General features: G+C 31.8%; 23 protein-coding genes and 1 tRNA gene. 16 read left to right on the top strand and 8 right to left on the bottom strand.

The window, feature by feature from the left end:
- Positions 1-8: 8 nt before the first annotated feature.
- From NH341_RS03985 to NH341_RS03975, 3 genes are read right to left on the bottom strand one after another with little or no spacing between them, the layout of a single operon-like run.
- Positions 9-1,193 (bottom strand): efflux RND transporter periplasmic adaptor subunit, encoded by a 1,185-nt coding sequence (locus NH341_RS03985; RefSeq protein ID WP_173358877.1) that lies wholly within the window; start codon positions 1,191-1,193, stop codon positions 9-11.
- An 11-nt stretch (positions 1,194-1,204) separates the two neighbouring features.
- The gene (locus NH341_RS03980) at positions 1,205-2,617 is read right to left on the bottom strand and encodes a TolC family protein (protein ID WP_167712965.1); all 1,413 of its coding nucleotides are present in this window, start codon (positions 2,615-2,617) and stop codon (positions 1,205-1,207) included.
- Between the two features lie 5 nt (positions 2,618-2,622).
- Positions 2,623-3,231 (bottom strand): TetR/AcrR family transcriptional regulator, encoded by a 609-nt coding sequence (locus NH341_RS03975; protein WP_047789959.1) that lies wholly within the window; start codon positions 3,229-3,231, stop codon positions 2,623-2,625.
- A 126-nt stretch (positions 3,232-3,357) separates the two neighbouring features.
- On the opposite strand from NH341_RS03975, the gene NH341_RS03970 reads away from it, so the two are divergent.
- The 7 genes from NH341_RS03970 to NH341_RS03940 all read left to right on the top strand — a co-directional run bounded on the left by NH341_RS03970 (position 3,358) and on the right by NH341_RS03940 (position 9,407).
- The gene (locus tag NH341_RS03970) at positions 3,358-4,329 is read left to right on the top strand and encodes a polyprenyl synthetase family protein (RefSeq protein WP_253055732.1); all 972 of its coding nucleotides are present in this window, start codon (positions 3,358-3,360) and stop codon (positions 4,327-4,329) included.
- Positions 4,330-4,382: 53 nt separating this feature from the next.
- A tRNA-Ile gene (locus tag NH341_RS03965) sits at positions 4,383-4,456 on the top strand.
- A gap of 336 nt (positions 4,457-4,792) precedes the next feature.
- Positions 4,793-5,950: a hypothetical protein gene (locus NH341_RS03960; RefSeq protein ID WP_253055731.1), complete on the top strand. Its 1,158-nt coding sequence runs from the start codon at positions 4,793-4,795 to the stop codon at positions 5,948-5,950.
- Positions 5,951-5,969: 19 nt separating this feature from the next.
- Complete coding sequence (locus NH341_RS03955) at positions 5,970-7,586, top strand: BCCT family transporter (RefSeq protein WP_239178130.1); 1,617 nt, start codon at positions 5,970-5,972, stop codon at positions 7,584-7,586.
- A 3-nt stretch (positions 7,587-7,589) separates the two neighbouring features.
- Positions 7,590-8,459 carry a universal stress protein gene (locus tag NH341_RS03950; protein WP_053056727.1) on the top strand — a complete coding sequence of 290 codons (870 nt, stop codon included), beginning with the start codon at positions 7,590-7,592 and terminating at the stop codon, positions 8,457-8,459.
- Between the two features lie 156 nt (positions 8,460-8,615).
- Positions 8,616-9,077, top strand: coding sequence for a hypothetical protein (locus NH341_RS03945; RefSeq protein WP_159493494.1), 462 nt, complete (start codon positions 8,616-8,618; stop codon positions 9,075-9,077).
- 6 nt (positions 9,078-9,083) lie between these two features.
- The gene (locus NH341_RS03940; protein WP_253055730.1) at positions 9,084-9,407 is read left to right on the top strand and encodes a hypothetical protein; all 324 of its coding nucleotides are present in this window, start codon (positions 9,084-9,086) and stop codon (positions 9,405-9,407) included.
- Between the two features lie 20 nt (positions 9,408-9,427).
- Here NH341_RS03940 and NH341_RS03935 read toward each other — a convergent pair whose 3' ends face one another.
- On the bottom strand, positions 9,428-10,972 hold the full coding sequence (locus tag NH341_RS03935; protein ID WP_253055729.1) for a patatin-like phospholipase family protein: 1,545 nt from the start codon (positions 10,970-10,972) through the stop codon (positions 9,428-9,430).
- 29 nt (positions 10,973-11,001) lie between these two features.
- Entirely contained in the window at positions 11,002-11,592 is a 591-nt protein-coding gene (locus NH341_RS03930) for a riboflavin synthase (protein WP_253055728.1), read from the bottom strand.
- A 63-nt stretch (positions 11,593-11,655) separates the two neighbouring features.
- Here NH341_RS03930 and pdxA point away from each other — a divergent pair, with 63 nt between their 5' ends.
- From pdxA to NH341_RS03885, 9 genes are all read left to right on the top strand, one after another.
- Complete coding sequence (pdxA, locus tag NH341_RS03925) at positions 11,656-12,690, top strand: 4-hydroxythreonine-4-phosphate dehydrogenase PdxA (protein ID WP_253055727.1); 1,035 nt, start codon at positions 11,656-11,658, stop codon at positions 12,688-12,690.
- Positions 12,691-12,764: 74 nt separating this feature from the next.
- Positions 12,765-13,301 (top strand): DUF177 domain-containing protein, encoded by a 537-nt coding sequence (locus tag NH341_RS03920; protein ID WP_159493489.1) that lies wholly within the window; start codon positions 12,765-12,767, stop codon positions 13,299-13,301.
- 8 nt (positions 13,302-13,309) lie between these two features.
- The gene (gene rpmF, locus NH341_RS03915) at positions 13,310-13,504 is read left to right on the top strand and encodes a 50S ribosomal protein L32 (protein WP_047789948.1); all 195 of its coding nucleotides are present in this window, start codon (positions 13,310-13,312) and stop codon (positions 13,502-13,504) included.
- 150 nt (positions 13,505-13,654) lie between these two features.
- Entirely contained in the window at positions 13,655-14,650 is a 996-nt protein-coding gene (locus NH341_RS03910) for a beta-ketoacyl-ACP synthase III (RefSeq protein WP_047789947.1), read from the top strand.
- Positions 14,651-14,674: 24 nt separating this feature from the next.
- Entirely contained in the window at positions 14,675-15,157 is a 483-nt protein-coding gene (accB, locus tag NH341_RS03905; RefSeq protein WP_047789946.1) for an acetyl-CoA carboxylase biotin carboxyl carrier protein, read from the top strand.
- A gap of 87 nt (positions 15,158-15,244) precedes the next feature.
- Complete coding sequence (gene accC / locus NH341_RS03900; RefSeq protein ID WP_073182137.1) at positions 15,245-16,585, top strand: acetyl-CoA carboxylase biotin carboxylase subunit; 1,341 nt, start codon at positions 15,245-15,247, stop codon at positions 16,583-16,585.
- A gap of 69 nt (positions 16,586-16,654) precedes the next feature.
- Positions 16,655-17,893 (top strand): 3-deoxy-D-manno-octulosonic acid transferase, encoded by a 1,239-nt coding sequence (locus NH341_RS03895; RefSeq protein ID WP_253055726.1) that lies wholly within the window; start codon positions 16,655-16,657, stop codon positions 17,891-17,893.
- A complete protein-coding gene (locus NH341_RS03890) occupies positions 17,893-18,453 on the top strand; it encodes a YeeE/YedE family protein (RefSeq protein ID WP_253055725.1) in 561 nt (186 codons plus the stop codon). Before NH341_RS03895 ends, NH341_RS03890 begins: the two co-directional genes overlap by 1 nt.
- A gap of 1 nt (position 18,454) precedes the next feature.
- Positions 18,455-18,868 carry a DUF6691 family protein gene (locus NH341_RS03885; protein ID WP_253055724.1) on the top strand — a complete coding sequence of 138 codons (414 nt, stop codon included), beginning with the start codon at positions 18,455-18,457 and terminating at the stop codon, positions 18,866-18,868.
- A 38-nt stretch (positions 18,869-18,906) separates the two neighbouring features.
- Here the strand turns inward: NH341_RS03885 and NH341_RS03880 are convergent, their stop codons facing one another.
- From NH341_RS03880 to NH341_RS03870, 3 genes are read right to left on the bottom strand one after another with little or no spacing between them, the layout of a single operon-like run.
- On the bottom strand, positions 18,907-20,211 hold the full coding sequence (locus tag NH341_RS03880) for a hypothetical protein (RefSeq protein ID WP_253055723.1): 1,305 nt from the start codon (positions 20,209-20,211) through the stop codon (positions 18,907-18,909).
- 40 nt (positions 20,212-20,251) lie between these two features.
- Positions 20,252-20,854 carry a DUF4230 domain-containing protein gene (locus NH341_RS03875; RefSeq protein ID WP_073182145.1) on the bottom strand — a complete coding sequence of 201 codons (603 nt, stop codon included), beginning with the start codon at positions 20,852-20,854 and terminating at the stop codon, positions 20,252-20,254.
- Between the two features lie 44 nt (positions 20,855-20,898).
- Positions 20,899-21,489: a lipoprotein signal peptidase gene (locus NH341_RS03870; protein WP_047789939.1), complete on the bottom strand. Its 591-nt coding sequence runs from the start codon at positions 21,487-21,489 to the stop codon at positions 20,899-20,901.
- Positions 21,490-21,493 lie beyond the last annotated feature (4 nt).

Below are 21,493 nucleotides of genomic sequence, written 5' to 3'. Positions count from 1 at the left end.
TTGGTGTCTTATTTTGCTTCTTCTGAAAGAGTTAATACCTTAACCTCTTGTCCGTTTTTTACACTACGAGCTCCCTCTTCAATAATTTTCGTTCCGCTTTCAATTCCGCTTAAAACTTCAATAATATCTCCTTGCGTTTTCCCTGTAGTTATAATTGTTTGCTTAGCTGTTCCTACCTCATCTTTGATATCTTCTACCACATACACATACTGTTCTCCATTAGCATTTTCTGAAATAATACTTTGAGGAATTAAAATTGCTTTCTCATTAGAGTAATCGTTGATTTTTAACTTTGCTGTTAAGTTAGGCTTAATCTTACCCTCATGGTTAGGCACACCTACTTCTACCTTGAATGTTCTATTTGCTGGATTGATAAAGTTACCTGCTTGACGAATTTTAGATGTTAACTTTTCTCCTAATACTGGGAACTCTACTTCTACATTTTTTCCTTTTTTAATAGAAGTAATATAACTTTCAGGTACATCTGTTTCGATATACATGTTTTTTAAGTTTACAATTCTAAAGACTTCTGACCCCATTCCTGGAGCAACTACAGTTCCTTGCTCTTTAATTACATCATCAATTACTCCTGAAAAAGGTGCAGTAATTACCGATTTTGCTAATTGTCTTCTTAATTGACTAACCGCATTGGTTTGTGCTTCATAATTAGTTTTTGCCTGTAAAAACTGAATTTCAGATCCTATTTTTTGATCCCACAAACGTTTTTGGCGTTTATATGTTGTTTCTGCTAATGCTGCTTGTGCTTCAATTTGCGCTAATTGATTAGCCAAACCTCCATCGTCAATTTTTGCTAAAGCTTGTCCTTTTTTAACATACTGTCCTTCTTTCACATAAATGCGTACTAGAAGTCCAGGCATTTCTGGATAAATTAACACATTTTGTTTTGTTTGTACAGCTCCTTGCAATTCTAAATAATGATCAAAAACCTCTTCTTTTGCTGAAAGAACTGTAATTAATGGAACTTTTTTATTCGTGTCTAACTCTGAAATTTTATCATTTAAAACCTTAATTTCATCAGATAGTGTTTGCATTTGTGTATCTAACGACGCTTTTTTCTCTCTAATTTTAGCTAAATCGTTAGATGCTATTACGTCTTGTACAGATTGCTCTTTTTTACCTCCACATGAGGCTAAAAGCAATGTAATTGCGAATAGTGAATATATTTTTCTCATTATAGTTGATTTTATTTTAGTGGTATGTTTAATGCGTTTTCTAATTGTGCTTTCTTAGCAATTACGTTCAACATTGATTGTACATAATTGTTCTGTTGTGTGTATAACTGATTTTGTGCTTGTAGTAAATCGAAGCTTGAAGAAATCCCTTCAAAAAACTTTACTTGTTGCTTTTTTTCTATTCGTTCAGCTAATGCTAAGTTTTTCTTCGCTGTTTCGTAATTTTCAATTCCTAATTGATACTCGCTTTTAGCTCTTTGTACTTGTAAGTTTAACTTTTGCTTTGCTTCTTCTAATCGAATGTCTGCATTTTCCAATGCTATTTTTGCTTGCGCTGTTCTTGAACTTCTTCCCAAACTACTAAAAATAGGTACATTTAAGGTTACTCCAAATAACGAATAGTCAAACCACTTTTGATTGCTATCTAAGAAATTAAAATCGTCTGAATTGGCATTAGCTCCATAGTTTATAAACGCTGATAAGCTTGGTAAAGCTTTACTCTGCTCCAACTTCATTAGCAAACGCTTACTTTCTCTATCATTTTGAGCAATTTTAAAATCTATATGATTATCAATATTAAATTGAGTAGCTAATAAACTTAAATCGGTATTATCAATAACCAGATTATCTAACGCAGAAGTTAGTGTTAATTTTGTTTCAATCGAGTTTCCTAAAGAAACATTCAGCATTTGGTATGCTATTTCTTTTAATCGTTCAGCGTTTCTTAAGTTACTCTCAACATTACCTAAAGTAATTTGTAATTGCTCTACGTTTTCTAATTCTGTTAACCCATTGTCATAGGTTTTCTGGGTTTCATTCAAGTTTTTCTCTAATATCTTTTTGTTATTTTCTAAGATTTCAATTGACTTTTCTGTAACTAATACATTTCCATAAGCATTAATAACAGCTTCGCGTGTTGCTAACTCTGTTTTTAACTTTGCTTGTTCTGAAATTTTCAAGTATGTTTTTGCTGATTGCAGCCCTACTAAATATGACCCGTCAAATAACAGCTGTGTTAACGTTACTGAAGCATTCATTGTTTGTTTTGTTCCAAACCTTAAAGGAACGAATCCTGTTGGAGTTACAACTTGTTTTCCGTTTCTAATTACTCCATCAAAATATTCCTCTACCACATCTATTGTGCTTTGAGTATTATCAAAAGCTGCTACTGGTAATAAAGACACCTGTTGTTTTAGCCAATTTTGATATTCTACTTTCCCGTTTATTTGTGGTAAACCAATAGTAGTAGTTTCCCATTTTTTCTTCTTAGCTGCTTCAATATCGTTTAAAGATACTTTATTATCGTAACTGTTCTTTATAGCATAATCAATTGCCTCTTGCATTGATAAACTCATTTCTTTTTCTTGAGCAATTATATACCCTGTAAAAAAGAACACAAATACACTATATATGTATTTCCTCATTATTTTTAGTTTTTGTTTATGTTTTTTAATTGTTTCTCTAATTCTTTTACCCCTTTTGGAGTCGCTATCGCTCTAATATGATATTCTAAAATTTCATATTCAATTTCCATAACCTCTTGCATATCGTTGCTGTACAATTCACTTTCAAACACACCAAAAACTAATGTAAAGTAAAAATTTACTAAAAGGTCTCCTTTTATGTTTGTTCGGTACAAACCTTGTTCAACTCCCTTTTTTAAATTATCTACGTTACAATCTCTAAACATACAAACTTCTCGTTCTATTAGTTTTGTATAGGTTTCTGGATAGTATTTTTTTAGTTGATACATAGGGGAAGTTTTTGCATTTTTAAACATTTCTTTAAAAATTGCCTTCACAGCAAACTCTTCTTCTACAGCATTGTAATTTTGGCTTTTGACCATCTCAATCGTTTCACTTATTGTATTATGAACCGATTCTGTACTAGCATCTACCAAAGCTGTTTTATTTGAAAAGTACTTGTATAATGTTTTTTTAGACATGCCAAGTTCTTTCGCTATATCATCCATCGTTGTGCTTTTAAACCCTAAGGTTAAAAACATTTCTCCTGCTTTATTAATTATTTTATTTCTCATAATCGGATGCAAATGTACAACAGGAAACTTCAGAAACAAAAAAAGTTTCCAAGGTTTTAAACTTTTTTAACATGTAGGTTATAGTTAAAATTTATCTTTACCTTATTTTTACAAAAATTTTCAGATTTGGACATATTATCATATCAATCAGACTTTATAACTTTTTTAGAATCTCAGAAGTTTACAAAAGAGCCTAAAAATCTTTATCAACCAATAGATTACATCTTAAGATTAGGAGGAAAAAGAATTCGCCCAGTCTTAACTTTAATTGCTGCTGATATTTTTTCTAATAACTATCAAAAAGCTCTACCTGCTGCATTTGCTGTTGAAGTTTTTCATAACTTCACTTTAGTACATGATGACATAATGGATGATGCTCCTTTAAGAAGAGGAAAGGAAACTGTACACGAAAAATGGAATATAAATACAGGTATTTTATCTGGTGATGCTATGCTTATTTTGGCATACCAATATTTTGAAAATTATGAGCCTGAAGTTTTTCAAAAGCTTGCACAATTATTTAGCAAAACTGCTTTGGAGGTTTGTGACGGTCAGCAATTAGACGTTGACTTTGAAACTAGAAATGATGTAACCATTAATGAGTACATTGAAATGATTACATTAAAAACATCTGTTTTAGTTGCTGCTGCTTTAAAAATGGGCGCTATTGTTGCTAAAGCTGACGAAGAACAAGCTCAACATTTATACAATTACGGTTTAAATTTAGGAATCGCTTTTCAACTACAAGACGATTATTTAGACACCTTTGGTGATCCAGATTCTTTTGGAAAACAAGTAGGAGGAGATATTATCGAAAATAAGAAAACATATCTTTATTTAAAAGCTTTAGAAGTTGCAAATAGTTCTGACAAAGAAAATTTACTAGATCTTTACAATAGAAAGCAAAAAAATAACACTGAAAAAGTAGCTATTGTTTCATCTATTTTTAGGAAAAACAACATCCCAGAAGAAACACACAAACTTATTGAGTACTACACAGATAAGTCTTTCAAAAGCTTAAATCACCTTAACATTTCTGATCAACATAAAGAAGGGTTACGTACTTTTGGAAAAAATTTAATGAGCAGAAAAGTGTAAAAAAATAGGTGTTTATTTAAAAAAAGTTTTATTTTTGCAATCCAAATTTAACAGGTCCTATAGCTCAGTTGGTTAGAGCACCTGACTCATAATCAGGGGGTCCATGGTTCGAGCCCATGTGGGACCACCTTTAAAGCTTCACTTTTTGTGAAGCTTTTTTTGTTTACACAAAACACATAAACAAGCACTTACATATCATTTGCAAGTGCTTTTTATAAAATTTTTCTTTTACCTCCCCTTTTTAATCAGTACCTTTGCGGCCTTATGATAAAAAAACTCAAAGACAAAAAGAACAAACGAGTATTCAGTTTTAACTTTTTAGTTTTTAGGAATCAATCAGATAAATTCATTCCCCCTTCAAGACAACCATCATTCTTTTAAACTAAAAAGAGAACTCTCTTCTCCTTTCACTTGAGCATGTACTTTTACAAGTACACTTCCTTTACATTTATCAATATTAATAATGAATTTCACAAAAAAAAGCCTAATCTTGGTTGCTTTTTCTTTTGTTACAGTTATGTTTTCACAAGAAAAGCCTGAGGTTAAAATTGGCGGAGCACTACGATTTAACTATAACCTATCTTCTTGGAAAGATGGTCAAAAAAAACGCGGAGGCGATTTCGGTTTCGACGTCTTCAGAATTAACGCTAAAGCAAAATACAAAGGAATAAAACTTAATGCCGAGTATCGTTTCTACTCTCAAAGTTTTGGAGGAGGTATGCTTAAACAAGGTTGGCTAGGGTATGATTTTAATGAAAAAGACAACATTCAATTAGGATTAACGCAAGTACCTTTTGGTATTACTCAATACAATTCTCATAGCTGGTTTTTTGGTATTAACTATTACCTTGGTCTAGAAGATGATCATGATATGGGTTTAAAATTCACACACAAAGGCAAAAAATGGGAATATGCTTTAGCTTTTTTCAAAAATGCTGAAGAACTTAATTTTGGAAGTAACTCTGATGTTTCCGATAGTCGATACTCATACGATGTTGCCTCTATAGACATTAATGGGGATGGCTCCTTAGACTTAAGGTATAAAGAAACAAACCAATTAAATGGAAAAGTAAATTATCACTTCGGAAATAAAAACACACAACACAAAATAGGTTTTTCTGCACAATATGGTGATCTCTATAATCTAGACACCGAAGACACCTCTAGCCATCATGCCTTTGCCTTACACTATCAATTAAACGTGAAAAACTTTGATGCTAAAGCGCAAGTATCTAAATACAAATACAACACAAAGAATACTACTTATAAAGATCTTATAGCCTTAACTGCTTATGGAGCTCCTTACCTTACTGCAACAGAAGCAACAACATATACTTTAGGCGCTGCATATACCTTCCCTTTAAAATGGAAACCTATTTCTAGCATACAAGTTTATAATGACTTTGGTTATATGGATAAAACAGCTGAGAATTTTGAAGACAGTATTATGAATGTTTTTGGGTTCTTGGTAACAGCTGGTAATGTTTATACTTATATAGACTTTGCAGCAGGAAAAGATCATCCTTGGTTAGGACCTGTATGGACAAATGCTTTAGCCAACGGAACTCCTAATGCTAATTGGGACATGAGATTTAACATAAATATTGGATATTATTTTTAATAGAACAAAACATTAACACATGAAGAAAGCAAAAAAAATAATTAGAAGTGACGAACGGAAATCAATTTTTGGACTCAATGTTAACGGACCTGTATTCTTCACATCTTCAATTGTAATTATACTTAGTGTAGCTTTAACTTTGCTTTTTAAAGAAAGAGCTCAATCATATTTTGATATAACACAAAATTTTATAGCTAACAAAACTGGTTGGCTATTTATCTTGGCGGTAAATATTTTTGTTGCGTTTATGCTTTACTTAGCTTTTAGTAAATACGGAAGCTTACGTATTGGTGGAGCAAAAGCTAAACCAGAGTTCTCAACCACTTCTTGGTTCTCAATGCTCTTTAGTGCTGGTATGGGTATTGGGTTACTCTTTTGGAGTATTGCTGAACCTGTTTATCATTTTTCTTCTCCTCCTTTAGCTGACCCTAATACAGCTGCTGCTGCCAAAGAAGCCATGAATGTTACTTTTTTACATTGGGGATTACATGCTTGGGGTATTTACGCTTTGGTGGGGTTATCTTTAGCTTATTTTACGTATTCCAGAGGACTTCCTTTAACAATCCGCTCTGTTTTCTACCCATTTTTAGGAGATAGAATTCATGGTAGAATTGGTGATATTATAGACATTTTTGCTGTTTTAGCTACTGTTTTTGGTTTGGCAACCTCTCTTGGCCTAGGTGTTAAACAAGTTGCCGCTGGTTTAGAGCATGTTTTTGGTTTAGATTCAGGAATTTCGCTACAAATATGGTTAATAGTTGGAATTACATTAATTGCTACCATTTCTGTAATCTCAGGAGTTGACAAAGGTGTTAAATTTTTAAGTGAAATGAATATGCGCATTGCAGTACTTTTATTACTTGCTGTAGTAATTCTAGGGCCTACCATTTTCATTTTAAAGTCATTTGTACAAAATACAGGTAGTTATGCAAATGATTTAATTAGCCTTTCCACATGGGCTGAAGCTTATACTGGAACAGAATGGCAAAACTCATGGACTATTTTTTATTGGGGATGGTGGATTGCTTGGTCTCCTTTCGTAGGTATGTTTATTGCCCGTGTTTCTAAAGGAAGGACTATTAGAGAGTTTATTCTTGGAGTATTGATTGTTCCTACATTGATTACCTTATTTTGGATTACGGCTTTTGGAGCAACCTCGTTACATGAGATTTTAGGTGGAGATACAACTATTGCAGACGGTGTAAATGACAATGTTGCTACCGCTCTTTTTGTCTTCTTAGAAGATTTCCCTTTTTCCATGGCACTAAATATTATCGCTATTGTACTTATTGCTAGTTTCTTTGTTACCTCATCAGATTCTGGTTCTTTAGTGGTAGATAGTTTAACTTCTGGAGGAAAAATTGACGCCCCAGTAGGTCAACGAATATTTTGGGCACTTGCAGAAGGTGCTGTGGCTGCCGTTTTATTATTAGGAGGTGGCTTAAAAGCTCTTCAAACAGCATCTATTGCAACCGGACTTCCTTTTACCTTACTTTTGTTATTAATGTGCTATTCTCTTTTTAAAGGATTAAAAGAAGATTATAAAGAACATCTCAAACGTCTAAACCAAAAAGAAAAGGAAGAATACCAGGAAACTGTGAAAAGATTAATAGATTCGAAAAAACAAAAATCTTAAATTATGAAAATTAAAAATATACTAGTTGCCTTAGATCTTTCCGAACTAGATGTTACACTTATTAAGTATTGTAGCATGCTTGCAAAAAACCATGAAACAGAGAATGTATATTTTATTCATAATGTAAAAAAGTATGAAATAAGCAACTTATTTTCTGAACAGTTAGAAAACATTAGTATTGAAGATATTATTGAAGAGGAGTTAGACAACAGCATCAACAAACATTTTGATGCCGATTGTAATTATGAGTTATTAGTTTCTGACGATGCTTATACAGAGAGCTTAATTAGCTATGTTGCTAATAAATATCATGCTGATTTAATTATTTTAGGTAATAAAAACACTTACAAAGGATCTGGGTCGGTTTCAGGAAAACTATTACGAATGGCAAAATGCAATATTCTTTCTATTCCTAAAGAAGCCAATCTAAATCCAGAAAACCTAATGATTGCAACCGATTTTTCTTCGGCCTCTCTTAAAGCTTTCAACACCGCTTCTTCCATTAACAAAAAGAAAGAACAACCTACATTAAAAGTATTAAATGTTTTTAAAATCCCTCAGTTATTTTTTCCTTACATTAAAATAGATAAAGCTCGCGAAAAAGTGGAAAAACACGTTAGCTTGCAATTTGAGAAACTACTTAATAAAACAAAAGCTTCAAACGTAGAAACAATAAAAGCTTCTGCTGGTGATGACAGTATTCCTGAAAAAATAAGAGCTATTGCAGAAAAAGACAAAACTGATATTTTATTTGTAGCAGATAAAGGGCATAATAACTTCACTTCTCTTTTAGTAGGAAGTGTAACAGAAGAGTTATTTACACAAGATTTACATATTCCTTTATGGGTTGTAAAACACTATATTGCCTCATAAAAAAGGGAGTTGAAAATTCAACTCCCTTTTTTATAATACTATTCAAGTTTATTTTTAAAAACATCTACCATTAAAACCCTATGAAATTTTCAGGGTTTTATCTCTAATTCTTTTTTTAGAAATTATTAAATTTATTCGGTAAAAATTAACTTAACTATGAAAACTAACAAACTCTTCTTTATTTTAATCCTCATTACTGCTTTTCTTTCTTCTTGTAGTATTCTTAAAACAGCTCCATACGATCAATACTCATTTCAAAAAACTATTGAAATAAAAATAGATGCTACTCAACTTATAGACAAAGCTGAAAATCCTTACGAAGAAAACAGTAAAGAAATTGAAAAACTACAAAATGAAATTGCTAAAATTGTTGAATACGAGAAATACAAGCCCAACAACGAGATAACCTATAAAATGTGGTTGTTATTAGCTGACCAAGACAAAAACTTACTTGCTGGTTTTTTAAAACGATGGAAAGAAAAGGATAAGCTTTCTCCTTTTTTTATTACAGAAGCTAAAGGGCAAATAACTGAGGCATTTAATCTGTTACTTGAATACGAAAGCAAAAAAGAACCTGCTACAAAAAACAAATTATTACAACTTCTTTCAAACAATTAATACGCTATGGATTTCGAAAAAATATTACAAGAATTAAAAAAATCACTAATCTCTTTATTTAGTGATAAGTTTAGTGAATTTTCACAAGAATCTAAAAAAGACATTGAACTATTCTTGAATGATTCAAAAGACAAACTAGAAAGATGGACGTCTTTATTAGCACAAGGAAAACTTACCGTAGAAGATTTTGAATGGCTTGTAAAAAGCCAGAAAGACTTATTTCAAATGAAAGCTTTACAAGCCGTAGGTATTTCAAAAATAAGCTTAGGTCATTTTAAAAATAAAGTTCTTAATACTATCGTAAGCACAATAAAAACTTTAATTTTTTAAAACTAGAAAACGATGAATATTTACCCTTTCATCGTTTTTAATTTTTCTTGACGCTCCTCTACTAAAAAATGGGGGTTTTCTTGAAATTTCTTCCAAAGAGATAATAATTTTTTAAAAATTAGCATTTCAGTAGCTCTGTCACCATATTGAATAATTAGATATGATAACAAATTATAACAAGCAGTATACTCTCCACATGCAATAACACTGTTTAACATACCATTTGCCTTATCTTTTTTCGTGAACCATAGAGTTGTGCCAAACGATGCGCTTTTATTTGAATTTTTAATAATTGCTTCGCTTATACCCCCTGTATATTTCTTTATTCCCTCCCAACCTCTCTCGTTCTCTGGTCGGGTTGTTTGATTTCCTGAAGCATCTTTACATCGTAACTCATACACTGTAGATGTAATTATTTTATTTGGAAAAGTACTATAAATCGCATTTGCATGTTGCCTCCTATCATTTTTAAGAAAAACTACACTTGCCATTCGAACCAACGATTTTGCTCTGTTAAGTATATAAAAACCAACTCTTCTTGGTGGTAAATATAACCTTTGATCTACACCTGTTTCATTTTGCATTAATTTAGATAATGAAAAAAACAGAAAGTGAATAAACACCAAAAAAGCTAATACTACAACACTTATTGTGTACCAAACCATCATCTTTTGTACTCCAAAAAACACGGTAACTATCAACATAAATAATAAGGTAAAAGCGCTAGACACATAGGACACATACTTACTAAACCAAGAATCAGAAGCAAATTTAAAACCCTCTCCTGGATATGGTGATGAAACATCACACAAAAAATATAAATCATGAAGTTCAGGTTTTCCTTCACATTGATTTTGCGCTTCAGACACAAAAACAGAAGCACCTTGATTATCTACAATACCTCCATCCATCAATCCTATTTCCTCTAAATCATTATGCTTCGGAGTAAAATCGTACGGAAAACCTATAGGCTCAAATCCTCCCGGAAATGCTGTAGAAGCAGCTATTACATCTCCTAATTTTATATCATTAATAACTCCTTTATATTTGCTATGTGCTTTTCCATTTCCAAACCTTTTTTGATTTCCTTTTATATTTTGAAACCTAAACTGATGTGTACTATCAAAATCTGTAGCATTAAAAATCACCCTTTCTAAATGCGTTTTTCCTTCGCTAATTGCATCTTGAACCTCTCCCAAAGTTGCATTATTTGTTAGCTTATTATACTCTATAGCAAACGCATTAATCGGATTTTTTCGCTTGTGCTTATTTTCGGGCTGATTCCAAATTAAAGGCCATCTCAAGTGACTAAGTGCATTACTTGTTAACTCATCCTTTGCTAACCACGCATAATACTCATCAAAAAAAGTTTGAAACTCTTTTCCTTCAATTTGAGATTGTGCATACTTAACCCCGGTAATTGTTCCTCCAGAAACGGTAGAAATTGCTTTTACATTTTCTAGTAAACCTACTTTTTCTAATAAAGACAATGTTCCTAATGAAAAACAAGCAGCTCTATATCCTCCTCCAGAAAAACATAAGGCAATAGACTTAAATAGTTCCATGGTTTTCATGCAATTTTTATAATTTTATCTTATCCTCTTAAAGCATGTAATCTAGCCACATATTTCCCAATCACATCAAATTCTAAATTCACTTTGGCACCTATTTTAAAGTTTTTAAAGGTTGTATGCTCGTAAGTGTATGGAATAATAGCCACGCTAAATTCATCTTTTTTTGAGTTAACCACCGTTAAACTTACACCGTTTATAGTAATTGAACCTTTTTCAATAGTGATATTTGTTCCATCAAAATCATATGAAAGAGTAAAAACTGTACTCCCTTCAGCATCTTCTATATTTTTACAAACCCCTGTTCCATCTACATGTCCTTGTACTATGTGCCCATCTAATCGAGCCCCTAACTTCATTGCTCTTTCAAGGTTTATCTCATCTCCTACCTGTAAATCACCTATATTCGTTTTATCTAGTGTTTCTTTTATAGCTGTAACTGTATACTCATCCTTATCAATTGCAACAACTGTTAAGCAAACACCATTATGTGCTACACTCTGATCTATTTTTAATTCATTGGTTATTGTACTTTTTATTGTAAGGTGTAAATTTTCTTTTTCACGCTCAATGCCTTTTACAATTCCAAGAGTTTCTATTATTCCGGTAAACATTCTATAAAAATTTAGTTACTTTTGTTAGCATCAAAAATACAACTTTACCTACGAAAGTAAACTATGGATAAAGCAAACAAAATTATTGTCGGAATTTCGGTTGGGGACATTAATGGAATTGGTATCGAAATTATTTTAAAAACATTTGAAGACAAACGAATGCTTGATTTTTGCACTCCAGTTTTATTTGCTTCAAACAAATTGATTTCATATCATAAAAAGACTTTAAGACTTAACACCAGTATTCATGGAATTACTTCTTTAGATAAACTTGTTCATGGTAAAGTTAATTTATTAAACAGTTGGAAAGAAGAGGTTAAGGTAGACTTAGGTAAAACTACTGAAGAAGGTGGTAAATTTGCCTTAAAATCATTACAAGCAGCTGTTGGGGCTTTAAAAAAGAATCAAATAGATCTTATTGTTACAGCTCCTATTAACAAAGAAAATATTCAATCTGAAGAATTTAAGTTCCCAGGGCATACAGAATATCTAGAAGAAAACTTTGATGGAAGAAGTTTAATGATTTTAATGACAAATGAATTACGTATTGGTTTAATAACTGGTCATATTCCTGTTTCTAAAGTTTCTGAAGCCATTACTCCTGAGCTTATAAAATCTAAAGTTGAAATTATGTACAACTCTTTAAAACAAGATTTTAATATTAGCAAACCTAAAATTGCAGTATTAGGGCTAAATCCACATTGTGGTGACAATGGGATAATTGGTACTGAAGATGACGAAATTATTCGCCCTACTATTACTGAAATTAAAGAAACTGGTAAATTAGTTTTTGGCCCGTATGCAGCCGACGGTTTCTTTGGTTCAAAAACCTATGAACAATTTGACGGAGTTTTAGCCATGTATCACGACCAAGGTTTGGCTCCATTCAAAGCTTTATCGTTTGGAAATGGTGTAAATTTCACTGCTGGTTTGAGCAAGGTAAGAACCTCTCCAGACCATGGAACTGGATTTGATATTGCTGGTAAAAATAATGCTAATCCCACATCTTTTAAAGAAGCCTTATTTACCTCATTACAAATATTTAAGAACCGAAAAGAGTATCAAGAACTTACAAAAAGCGCATTAAAAGCAAAATAGTTCATTTTTTTTACTCAAAACATAAAAGTAAAAACATTTTTTATATCTTTGCACGCTCAAATTGATAGTTGTAGATGAAAGACTTAAAACAATTCAACATACCTTTTGTAGGTTTAAAAGAAGGAAGTCATTTGTTTGAATATCAAATTGACAAAACGTTCTTTGAAGCATTTCAGTTTGACGAGTTTAACAACGCTAACATAAAAGCTGATGTTACATTTGTTAAAAAAAGCACTTTATTAGAGCTTGCTTTTAACATAAGCGGAACAGTTAATGTTCCTTGTGACATTACTAATGAATTATTTGATTTACCAATCAATGGTAATTTAGATTTAGTTGTTAAGTTTGGACCTGAGTTTAATGATGAACACGATGAAATCTTGATACTTCCACATGAAGCTTATCAAGTAAATGTTTCTCAATATATATATGAGTTAATTGTGTTATCAGTACCGAGCAAAAGAGTACACCCAAATGTTGTTGATGGTACTATGCAATCGGATGCTTTAAGAAAATTAGAGGAATTAAAAATAAACGAAGAAAAAACTGTTGAAGAAACATCAACAGACCCTAGATGGGATAAATTAAAGGATTTACTAACAGATAAATAAGACATAAAATGGCACATCCAAAGAGAAAAATATCTAAAACTAGAAGAGATAAAAGAAGAACTCACTATAAAGCTTCTGTACCTCAAATAGCTGTTGATCCTACAACTGGAGAAGCTCATTTATACCACAGAGCTCACTGGCATGAAGGAAAACTTTATTACAGAGGTCAAGTAGTATTAGAAAGTGCTGCTGCTGAGGCTTAAAAACTAGTTTAAAAAATAAAAAAACCCTCTACTTTGAGGGTTTTTTTATGTTTTTACATCAAAAAATACTCTTTTTGATGTTTTTTTCTATAAAAAAGTGAAATAATTTTCATTACTTTGAAAACTCGTTTTACTACAAAACAAACAACTATGACTAAAATAACTGCAGCTATAACAGCGGTAGGAAAATATATTCCAGAACATGCTCTAACTAATAAGGAGCTAGAAACAATGGTAGACACCAATGATGAGTGGATTACTACGAGAACAGGAATCAAAGAAAGAAGAATTTTAAAAGGCGAAGGTCTTGGAACTTCTTTCATGGCAATAAAAGCAGCAGAAGATTTACTTCAAAAATCAAATACAAACCCTGAAGACATTGACATGGTTATTGTAGCAACTGCTACTCCAGATATGCCTGTAGCTTCAACAGCAGCTTATACAGCTTCTAAAATAGGAGCCGTAAATGCTTTTTCTTATGATTTACAAGCGGCTTGCTCTAGTTTTTTATACGGTATGTCAACTGCCTCTAGTTATATTGAAAGCGGTAGATATAAAAAAGTATTGTTAATTGGTGCCGATAAAATGTCATCAATTATTGATTATAGCGATAGAGCTACTTGTATCATCTTTGGAGATGGGGCAGGTGCTGTTTTATTTGAACCTAATAACGACGGTTTAGGGTTACAAGATGAGTATTTAAGAAGCGACGGAATTGGTCGAGAATTCTTAAAAATCGATGCAGGTGGCTCAATTTTACCAGCATCAGAAGACACTGTTAAAAACAAGCAACATTTTGTTCATCAAGAAGGAAGAACTGTATTTAAGTTTGCTGTTTCTAACATGGCAGATGTTTCTGAAAAAATGTTAACCAGAAACAACTTAACAAAAGATGACATTCAGTGGTTAGTACCACACCAAGCTAATAAAAGAATCATCGAAGCTACTGCTAATAGAGTAGGCTTAGAAGATGATAAAGTAATGATGAACATTCATAAGTATGGAAATACAACGTCTGCTACTTTACCGTTGTTACTTGCTGACTATGAAAAAGAGTTGAAAAAAGGAGATAATTTAATTTTTGCCGCATTTGGTGGAGGCTTCACATGGGGAGCTATCTATTTAAAATGGGCCTATAACTCATAAACTAAACAACTAAAATTTAGGAAAATGGACATTAAAGAAATTCAAAGTCTTATAAAGTTTGTAGCTAAGTCAGGTGCAAGTGAAGTAAAGCTAGAGATGGAAGATATTAAAATCACCATTAAAACTGGAAGTGACACTCCTGAAACTACTATTATTCAAGCCCCTGCTCCTGCAGCAGCTACACAAATGATGGCTCCTGCACCAGTAGCACAACCAGCTACACCAGCTGCAGCCCCAGTAGCAGCTGAATCTACTGACGACTCAAAATATGTAACTATAAAATCACCTATCATTGGTACTTTCTACAGAAAACCTTCTCCAGATAAACCTAATTTTGCTGAAGTAGGAACAGAAGTAAAAGTTGGTGATACTGTTTGTATCATTGAAGCAATGAAATTATTTAACGAAATTGAATCAGAAGTATCTGGTAAAATCGTTAAAGTATTAGTGGATGATTCTTCTCCAGTAGAATTTGATCAACCATTATTTTTAGTAGACCCATCATAATTTTTGGTTTAGAAGTTTTAAGTTTAGAAGTTTAGCTATGCTAAACTCTTAAACAACTAAACCCAATAAACTCATAAACTAAAAGACATGTTTAAAAAGATATTAATTGCCAATAGAGGCGAAATCGCGCTACGTGTAATTAGAACCTGTAAAGAGATGGGGATTAAAACAGTAGCTGTTTACTCAAAAGCAGATGCTGAAAGTTTACACGTACGATTTGCTGATGAAGCTGTTTGTATTGGACCTGCTCCAAGTAGCGAGTCTTATTTGAAAATGGATCGCATCATAGCAGCTGCAGAGATTACAAATGCTGACGGAATTCACCCAGGATATGGTTTCTTAGCTGAAAACGCTAAATTCTCAAAACTATGTGAAGAGCACGAAATTAAATTTATCGGAGCTTCTCCTGAGATGATTGATAAAATGGGAGACAAAGCGAATGCTAAAGCTACCATGAAAGCTGCTGGAGTACCGTGTGTACCAGGTAGTGACGGTGTAATTACCACATTTGAAGAATGTGAAAAAGTCGCTGTAGAAACGGGATACCCTGTAATGTTAAAAGCATCTGCTGGTGGTGGTGGTAAAGGTATGCGTGCTGTTTGGAAAGCTGAAGATTTAAAAGATGCTTGGGATTCTGCAAGACAAGAATCTAAAGCTGCTTTTGGAAATGACGATATGTATATGGAGAAGTTAATTGAAGAACCTCGCCATATTGAAATCCAAGTAGTAGGTGATGCTTATGGTAAAGCTTGTCACTTATCTGAAAGAGATTGTTCAGTTCAACGTCGTCACCAAAAATTAACTGAGGAAACTCCTTCTCCATTCATGACAGAAGAATTACGTGATGCTATGGGAGCTGCTGCTGTAAAGGCTGCTGAATATATTAAGTATGAAGGTGCTGGTACAGTTGAGTTCTTAGTAGACAAACACCGTAACTTCTACTTTATGGAAATGAATACTCGTATTCAGGTAGAGCATCCAATTACTGAAGAAGTTGTAGACTATGATTTAATTCGTGAACAAATCTTGGTTGCGGCTGGTGTGCCAATTTCAGGTAAAAACTACAAGCCACAATTACACTCAATTGAATGTAGAATTAATGCAGAAGATCCTTATAACGGATTTAGACCTGCTCCAGGAAAAATAACTTCATACCATGCTCCAGGTGGTCATGGTGTTCGTATCGATACTCACGTGTATGCTGGGTATATGATTCCACCAAACTATGACTCAATGATTTCTAAGTTAATTGTTACTGCACAAACTCGTGAAGAAGCGATTAACAAGATGAAACGCGCATTAGATGAGTATGTTATTGAAGGTGTAAAAACAACAATTCCTTTCCACAGACAATTAATGGATCATCCAGATTACGTAGCAGGTAATTATACCACTAAGTTCATGGAAGATTTTGAAATGGAATCATAACATATTTCAACATAGAATGAAAAATCAGTGAGTAACTTCACTGATTTTTTTATTTCATAAATTCGCATAATGAATTTTTTATATAATTTACTTCTTTCTGTAATATCTATATTACTCCCATTAACAGCTTTATTCAACAAAAAAATAAAGTTATTTTATGAAGGGAGAAAAGAAACATTTTCAAGACTAAACAGTATTTCCAAAACTGATAAAGTAATTTGGTTTCATGCTGCTTCTTTAGGAGAGTTTGAACAAGGAAGACCTATTATTGAAGAGTTAAAACAGCTTTATACAGGTTATAAAATAGTTGTTACTTTTTTCTCCCCTTCTGGATATGAGATAAGAAAAAACTATCCTTTTGCTGATGTTATTTGCTATTTACCATTAGACACAAAATCGAACGTTAAAAAATTCATCAAAAAAGTACATCCAGATATGGCTATTATGATAAAGTATGAGTTTTGGCCTAACCTTCTTTCAGAATTAAAAAAGCATAATGTTCCTACGATTTTAATTTCAGGAATTTTTAGAAAAAAACAATCCTTTTTTAAATGGTATGGAGGTTTTATGCGTGAAAAACTAACTGTTTTTAATCACTTTTTTGTACAAAACAAAACTTCTAAAGACTTATTAAATTCTATTAATTTTAATAACGTAACCATTGCTGGTGATACTCGATTTGATCGCGTATACGATATTTTACAACAAAACAACTCTTTAGATTTTATTTCTGAATTTAAAAATAATCATTACACTGTTGTTGCGGGAAGTACTTGGAAAGAAGACGAAGAACTTATTGTAGATTATTTAAATAATCACGCAACTGATGATGAAAAGTTTATTATTGCTCCACATAACATCAATAAAAAACAGATTAAAGAGTTACAAAACTCAATCAATAAAAAAACTGTTCTTTACTCTGAAAACCTAAACAAAGAGTTATCAGGATATCAAGTTTTTATAATTGACACTATTGGCTTACTTACCAAAATATATTCATACGCTGATGCTGCCTATGTAGGTGGTGGACTCGCTACTGGTTTACATAATATTTTAGAACCAGCAACATATGGTGTTCCTGTTATTTTTGGTGGTAATAAATACAGTAAGTTTCAAGAAGCAATTGATTTACTAGAAATAGGAGGTGCAAAGACCGTTACAAATACTAATGAATTTTCCAGTAATTTTGCTTTATTACAATCAGACAAAAAACTAAGAGAGCAAATGGGGAAAGTTAACCACAATTATATTTTAAAAAATGTGGGAGCAACAAAAAACATTATCACTTATTTAAAAAACATATTATAATGGATTTTATATTACAACCATGGTCGTGGTATGTATCTGGGCCACTTATCGCCTTTATACTATTTTTATTCTTTTATTTCGGTAAAAATTTTGGAGTATCAACTAATTTAGAAACCATGTGTACCATGGTTGGAGCAGGTAAAGTATCTGATTATTTTAAGAAAGATTGGAAAGAACGTGATTGGGCTATTGTTTTTTTAATTGGTTTAGTAATTGGAGGATATATAGCCATTAACTACCTCTCTGCTACACCAAAAATTGATTTAAACCGAACAACTGTAAATGAATTAGCTAATTTAGGTTTTCAAAATGCAGGAGAAACCTATGTACCTAATGAAATTTTCAGCATTGAAAACATGTTAACCTTAAAAGGTTTTACAATTTTATTAGTTGCTGGAATTTTAATTGGATTTGGAACTCGTTATGCAGGAGGATGTACCTCAGGACATGCCATTACAGGACTAAGTAGTTTTCAATTACCTTCTTTAATTGCAGTAATTGGTTTTTTTATTGGTGGTTTAATAATGACTTGGGCTCTATTCCCTTTAATATTTGGTTAAGATGAAGAATATAAAATTTTTAGTTATTGGTATAGTTTTCGGAATTATTTTATCTAAATCAGAAGCTGTTTCTTGGTATCGAATTTATGAAATGTTTAAATTCCAATCTTTTCACATGTATGGTATTATTGGTTCTGCCGTAGCTATTTCTGCAATACTTATGTATTTCTTTAAAATCGGAAAAATTAAAGATTACTTAGGGAACCAAATTAACATCAAAGACAAAAAGAAAGGCTTTATTAGAACTTTAGTTGGCGGCACTATCTTTGGATTAGGCTGGGCGTTGGCAGGTGCATGCCCTGCTCCTATTTTTGTTTTGATTGGACAAGGAATAATCCCTATGATTATTGTACTCTTAGGAGCTCTTATAGGAGCTTTTATTTATGGTTTATTGAGTAAGAAGTTACCTAATTAATATAAAAAACCTTGGATAATTTAGTCCAAGGTTTTTTGTTACTTCGTCGTTATATCTATAAGGTATGGTTGTAATGGATATCCTTTATTAGATTGAAATACATCACTAACTAACAACTGTTGCCTTAAGTTTGACTTTAATGAGACTTCATAAACTAATTTAGTTTTATCTTTTGACCACCCCTTGAAACCAGTAAACTGTATTACATTTTCCTTTCCCAAAGGCCCAAATTTAAAATTACTAAAATGATTCATGGGTTCAGAAAACTCAATAGTTAGTGTTTTTATAGCTGGGTCTACATCAGTATCATTATTCTTAAATTCTTTTATAGAAACCACATAAGGTCTATGCATTTCATTTTCTTTTCTTATTTCAGAAATTGGTTTATCAAAAAATTTAACTGAATCTACAAATTCAATGATGGTTTCGTTATTACCATAATCTAACTCTATAAGATTTTTTATTGCTAAATTTTTATCTTTATCAAAATCATCATAGTATTTTTCAGCAATTTTATATCCAATAAAATACCCTAAATCTCTCTGATTAAATTTATTTGACATCGAACTCCACAACCAATAAGAATAAGCTTTGTTGAACATTTCTATTTCAAATTGATCTTTAATAACTTGAGTATTTTTCTTACCGTATTCTATACCTTCCATACTAGACTTTTCTCCTAAAGCTTTTTCAGCAACAAACTCTGCTACTCCTTCATATAGGCTTGCTACTAATAAACTCTCTCTTGAAAAAGGTTTTTGTTGTGTATGAACAAACTCATGAACTCCTGTAAACTTTACATTATTGATTGGATTTGTTTTTTGAAAATTTTTTACATTATCTAGGCTTTTTTTTAACTCAGAAGTATTAATGTTTTCATCCAACATTTGCATATCTACACCAAAAATCACTAAACTATCTACTGCTGTTCCTCCAGTTCTAAATGCTCCAACAGTAAAGTACACTTTAGCCGGTTTTAAGTCTGGGTAAATTTGCTTTAATTTTTGTAGTCCATTGTCTATCTCTGAACTTAAACCTTTACTTTTTATAGTATTTTCCTTAATAGAGTTCCAAAATTTGGGATAATCATTAATGTTTTCTATGTACTCTTGAGGAGTGCAGTTTCTAACTTTAAACATTGTTTTTTGCCCAATAGAAGCTTTATCTAAAAATTCCTCTTTTAAATATTTTGATTGTAAAACTGAATCTTTGGTAGAAGTTATCTTATCGTACGCTTTCCAATAATTGTCTACATCTTGGGTATAAATTAGCTTTTCTTTTTCTTCTTTTTTACATGCCATTAATACCAAAAATAGCATAGCAATTCCATATATTTTTCTCATAACTTATTTTTAAACTACATCAAATATACTTTTAAAAAAATTAATCTTTTAACAACAACGATTCAAACATCTTTGAGTTAGTATTATCCACCACTTTCCAATTATAAATTTTAGAAAGTTGGTAAATCTTAGATAGTTCTTCAAACAAACGTGTTTTAGCATCTTTTTGTAGTTGAGAAACCGTTATTGTTGATTTAATCTTTTCAATAGCTTTAGTGTTGAGCTTGTTTAGTTCTTGCTTAGAAAAAGTATTAAACTGACTTTGCTGCAAATCAAAATACTTAATATCAGGGGAAATTAGAATTTCTTCCTCAGGAATTTTTTTAATAATAATTTGTTTATCAACACTATCTATTTGAATTTCTAATTTCGATAAGTCGTAACCAACCTCAACCTTTGCATTCACAGAAAGCATTGCTTTTTTTTCAAATGTAAGATATCCATAAAAGTATTTTTTAGCATCCGTAAAACTGTACATTTCAGAGAAATTTCCTTCTGAAACTACTAATTTACTTAGGTTTTGGATTCCGTTTAAAACCACCTGAATTTCTTCTTGCTCGTACTTTTCTTCCTTCTTCTCATACCAGAATTTTGCAATTAAAAATCCTAGTACAAAAACAGCAAGATATTTTAATAAACGCATCGTTTTCTTTTTCTATAAATATAGGAAAAGTATCTAAAGTACTTTTATGAAGCTTGTTTTGTTTCTTCTTCTTTTGGAAATGCTTGCTTATTAAATAAAAATAGTAAAGCTACTCCAATCGTTATCCAAGAATCTGCACCATTAAAAATAGCATTAAAAAAGGTAAAGTTTTCTCCTTCGTAAATAGGAAAGTATAACATATCTACTACTTTTCCATGAAATAATTCTCCGTAAGGATTATCTGAAAAAAGTGTAGCAACATTATGATAAGAAGAGTCGAAAATTACACCATAAAAAACAGAATCGATGATATTGCCTACTGCTCCTGCTAAAATTAATGCAATAGCGACAATAACAGCGGTATGTGCCTTTCGTTTTATTGTTTGCCATAACCAATACACAATACCTGTAACTGCAACAACTCTAAATAAAGTTAAAAATAACTTCCCTGTTTTCCCTCCAAATTCAAAGCCCCATGCCATACCATTATTCTCGGTAAAATGAATTCTAAACCAATCATTAAAAACAACTACTTCTTCTCCTAGCTGAAAATGTGTTTTGATGTAAATTTTACTAATTTGATCAATTAAAATTGCCAGAATTACGGTAAGTATTGCGATGTGTTTTTTAGACATTTTT

Source organism: Tenacibaculum sp. XPcli2-G (assembly GCF_024124505.1).
Lineage (GTDB): Bacteria > Bacteroidota > Bacteroidia > Flavobacteriales > Flavobacteriaceae > Polaribacter > Polaribacter mesophilus.
Note: the sequence above shows the minus strand (reverse complement) of the source record. Positions and strands in the feature narration are given on the sequence as shown.

Excerpts from the sequence above, each read along its gene's own strand:
- accB (WP_047789946.1), top strand. The coding sequence starts at position 14,675 with ATGGACATTAAAGAAATTCAAAGTCTTATAAAGTTTGTAGCTAAGTCA.
- NH341_RS03910 (WP_047789947.1), top strand. The coding sequence starts at position 13,655 with ATGACTAAAATAACTGCAGCTATAACAGCGGTAGGAAAATATATTCCA.
- NH341_RS03920 (WP_159493489.1), top strand. The coding sequence starts at position 12,765 with ATGAAAGACTTAAAACAATTCAACATACCTTTTGTAGGTTTAAAAGAA.
- NH341_RS03975 (WP_047789959.1), bottom strand. The coding sequence starts at position 3,231 with ATGAGAAATAAAATAATTAATAAAGCAGGAGAAATGTTTTTAACCTTA.
- NH341_RS03875 (WP_073182145.1), bottom strand. The coding sequence starts at position 20,854 with ATGCGTTTATTAAAATATCTTGCTGTTTTTGTACTAGGATTTTTAATT.
- NH341_RS03950 (WP_053056727.1), top strand. The coding sequence starts at position 7,590 with ATGAAAATTAAAAATATACTAGTTGCCTTAGATCTTTCCGAACTAGAT.
- rpmF (WP_047789948.1), top strand. The coding sequence starts at position 13,310 with ATGGCACATCCAAAGAGAAAAATATCTAAAACTAGAAGAGATAAAAGA.
- NH341_RS03960 (WP_253055731.1), top strand. The coding sequence starts at position 4,793 with ATGAATTTCACAAAAAAAAGCCTAATCTTGGTTGCTTTTTCTTTTGTT.
- NH341_RS03870 (WP_047789939.1), bottom strand. The coding sequence starts at position 21,489 with ATGTCTAAAAAACACATCGCAATACTTACCGTAATTCTGGCAATTTTA.
- pdxA (WP_253055727.1), top strand. The coding sequence starts at position 11,656 with ATGGATAAAGCAAACAAAATTATTGTCGGAATTTCGGTTGGGGACATT.
- NH341_RS03985 (WP_173358877.1), bottom strand. The coding sequence starts at position 1,193 with ATGAGAAAAATATATTCACTATTCGCAATTACATTGCTTTTAGCCTCA.
- NH341_RS03935 (WP_253055729.1), bottom strand. The coding sequence starts at position 10,972 with ATGGAACTATTTAAGTCTATTGCCTTATGTTTTTCTGGAGGAGGATAT.
- NH341_RS03945 (WP_159493494.1), top strand. The coding sequence starts at position 8,616 with ATGAAAACTAACAAACTCTTCTTTATTTTAATCCTCATTACTGCTTTT.
- NH341_RS03930 (WP_253055728.1), bottom strand. The coding sequence starts at position 11,592 with ATGTTTACCGGAATAATAGAAACTCTTGGAATTGTAAAAGGCATTGAG.
- NH341_RS03895 (WP_253055726.1), top strand. The coding sequence starts at position 16,655 with ATGAATTTTTTATATAATTTACTTCTTTCTGTAATATCTATATTACTC.
- NH341_RS03880 (WP_253055723.1), bottom strand. The coding sequence starts at position 20,211 with ATGAGAAAAATATATGGAATTGCTATGCTATTTTTGGTATTAATGGCA.
- NH341_RS03955 (WP_239178130.1), top strand. The coding sequence starts at position 5,970 with ATGAAGAAAGCAAAAAAAATAATTAGAAGTGACGAACGGAAATCAATT.
- NH341_RS03980 (WP_167712965.1), bottom strand. The coding sequence starts at position 2,617 with ATGAGGAAATACATATATAGTGTATTTGTGTTCTTTTTTACAGGGTAT.
- NH341_RS03885 (WP_253055724.1), top strand. The coding sequence starts at position 18,455 with ATGAAGAATATAAAATTTTTAGTTATTGGTATAGTTTTCGGAATTATT.
- accC (WP_073182137.1), top strand. The coding sequence starts at position 15,245 with ATGTTTAAAAAGATATTAATTGCCAATAGAGGCGAAATCGCGCTACGT.
- NH341_RS03890 (WP_253055725.1), top strand. The coding sequence starts at position 17,893 with ATGGATTTTATATTACAACCATGGTCGTGGTATGTATCTGGGCCACTT.
- NH341_RS03940 (WP_253055730.1), top strand. The coding sequence starts at position 9,084 with ATGGATTTCGAAAAAATATTACAAGAATTAAAAAAATCACTAATCTCT.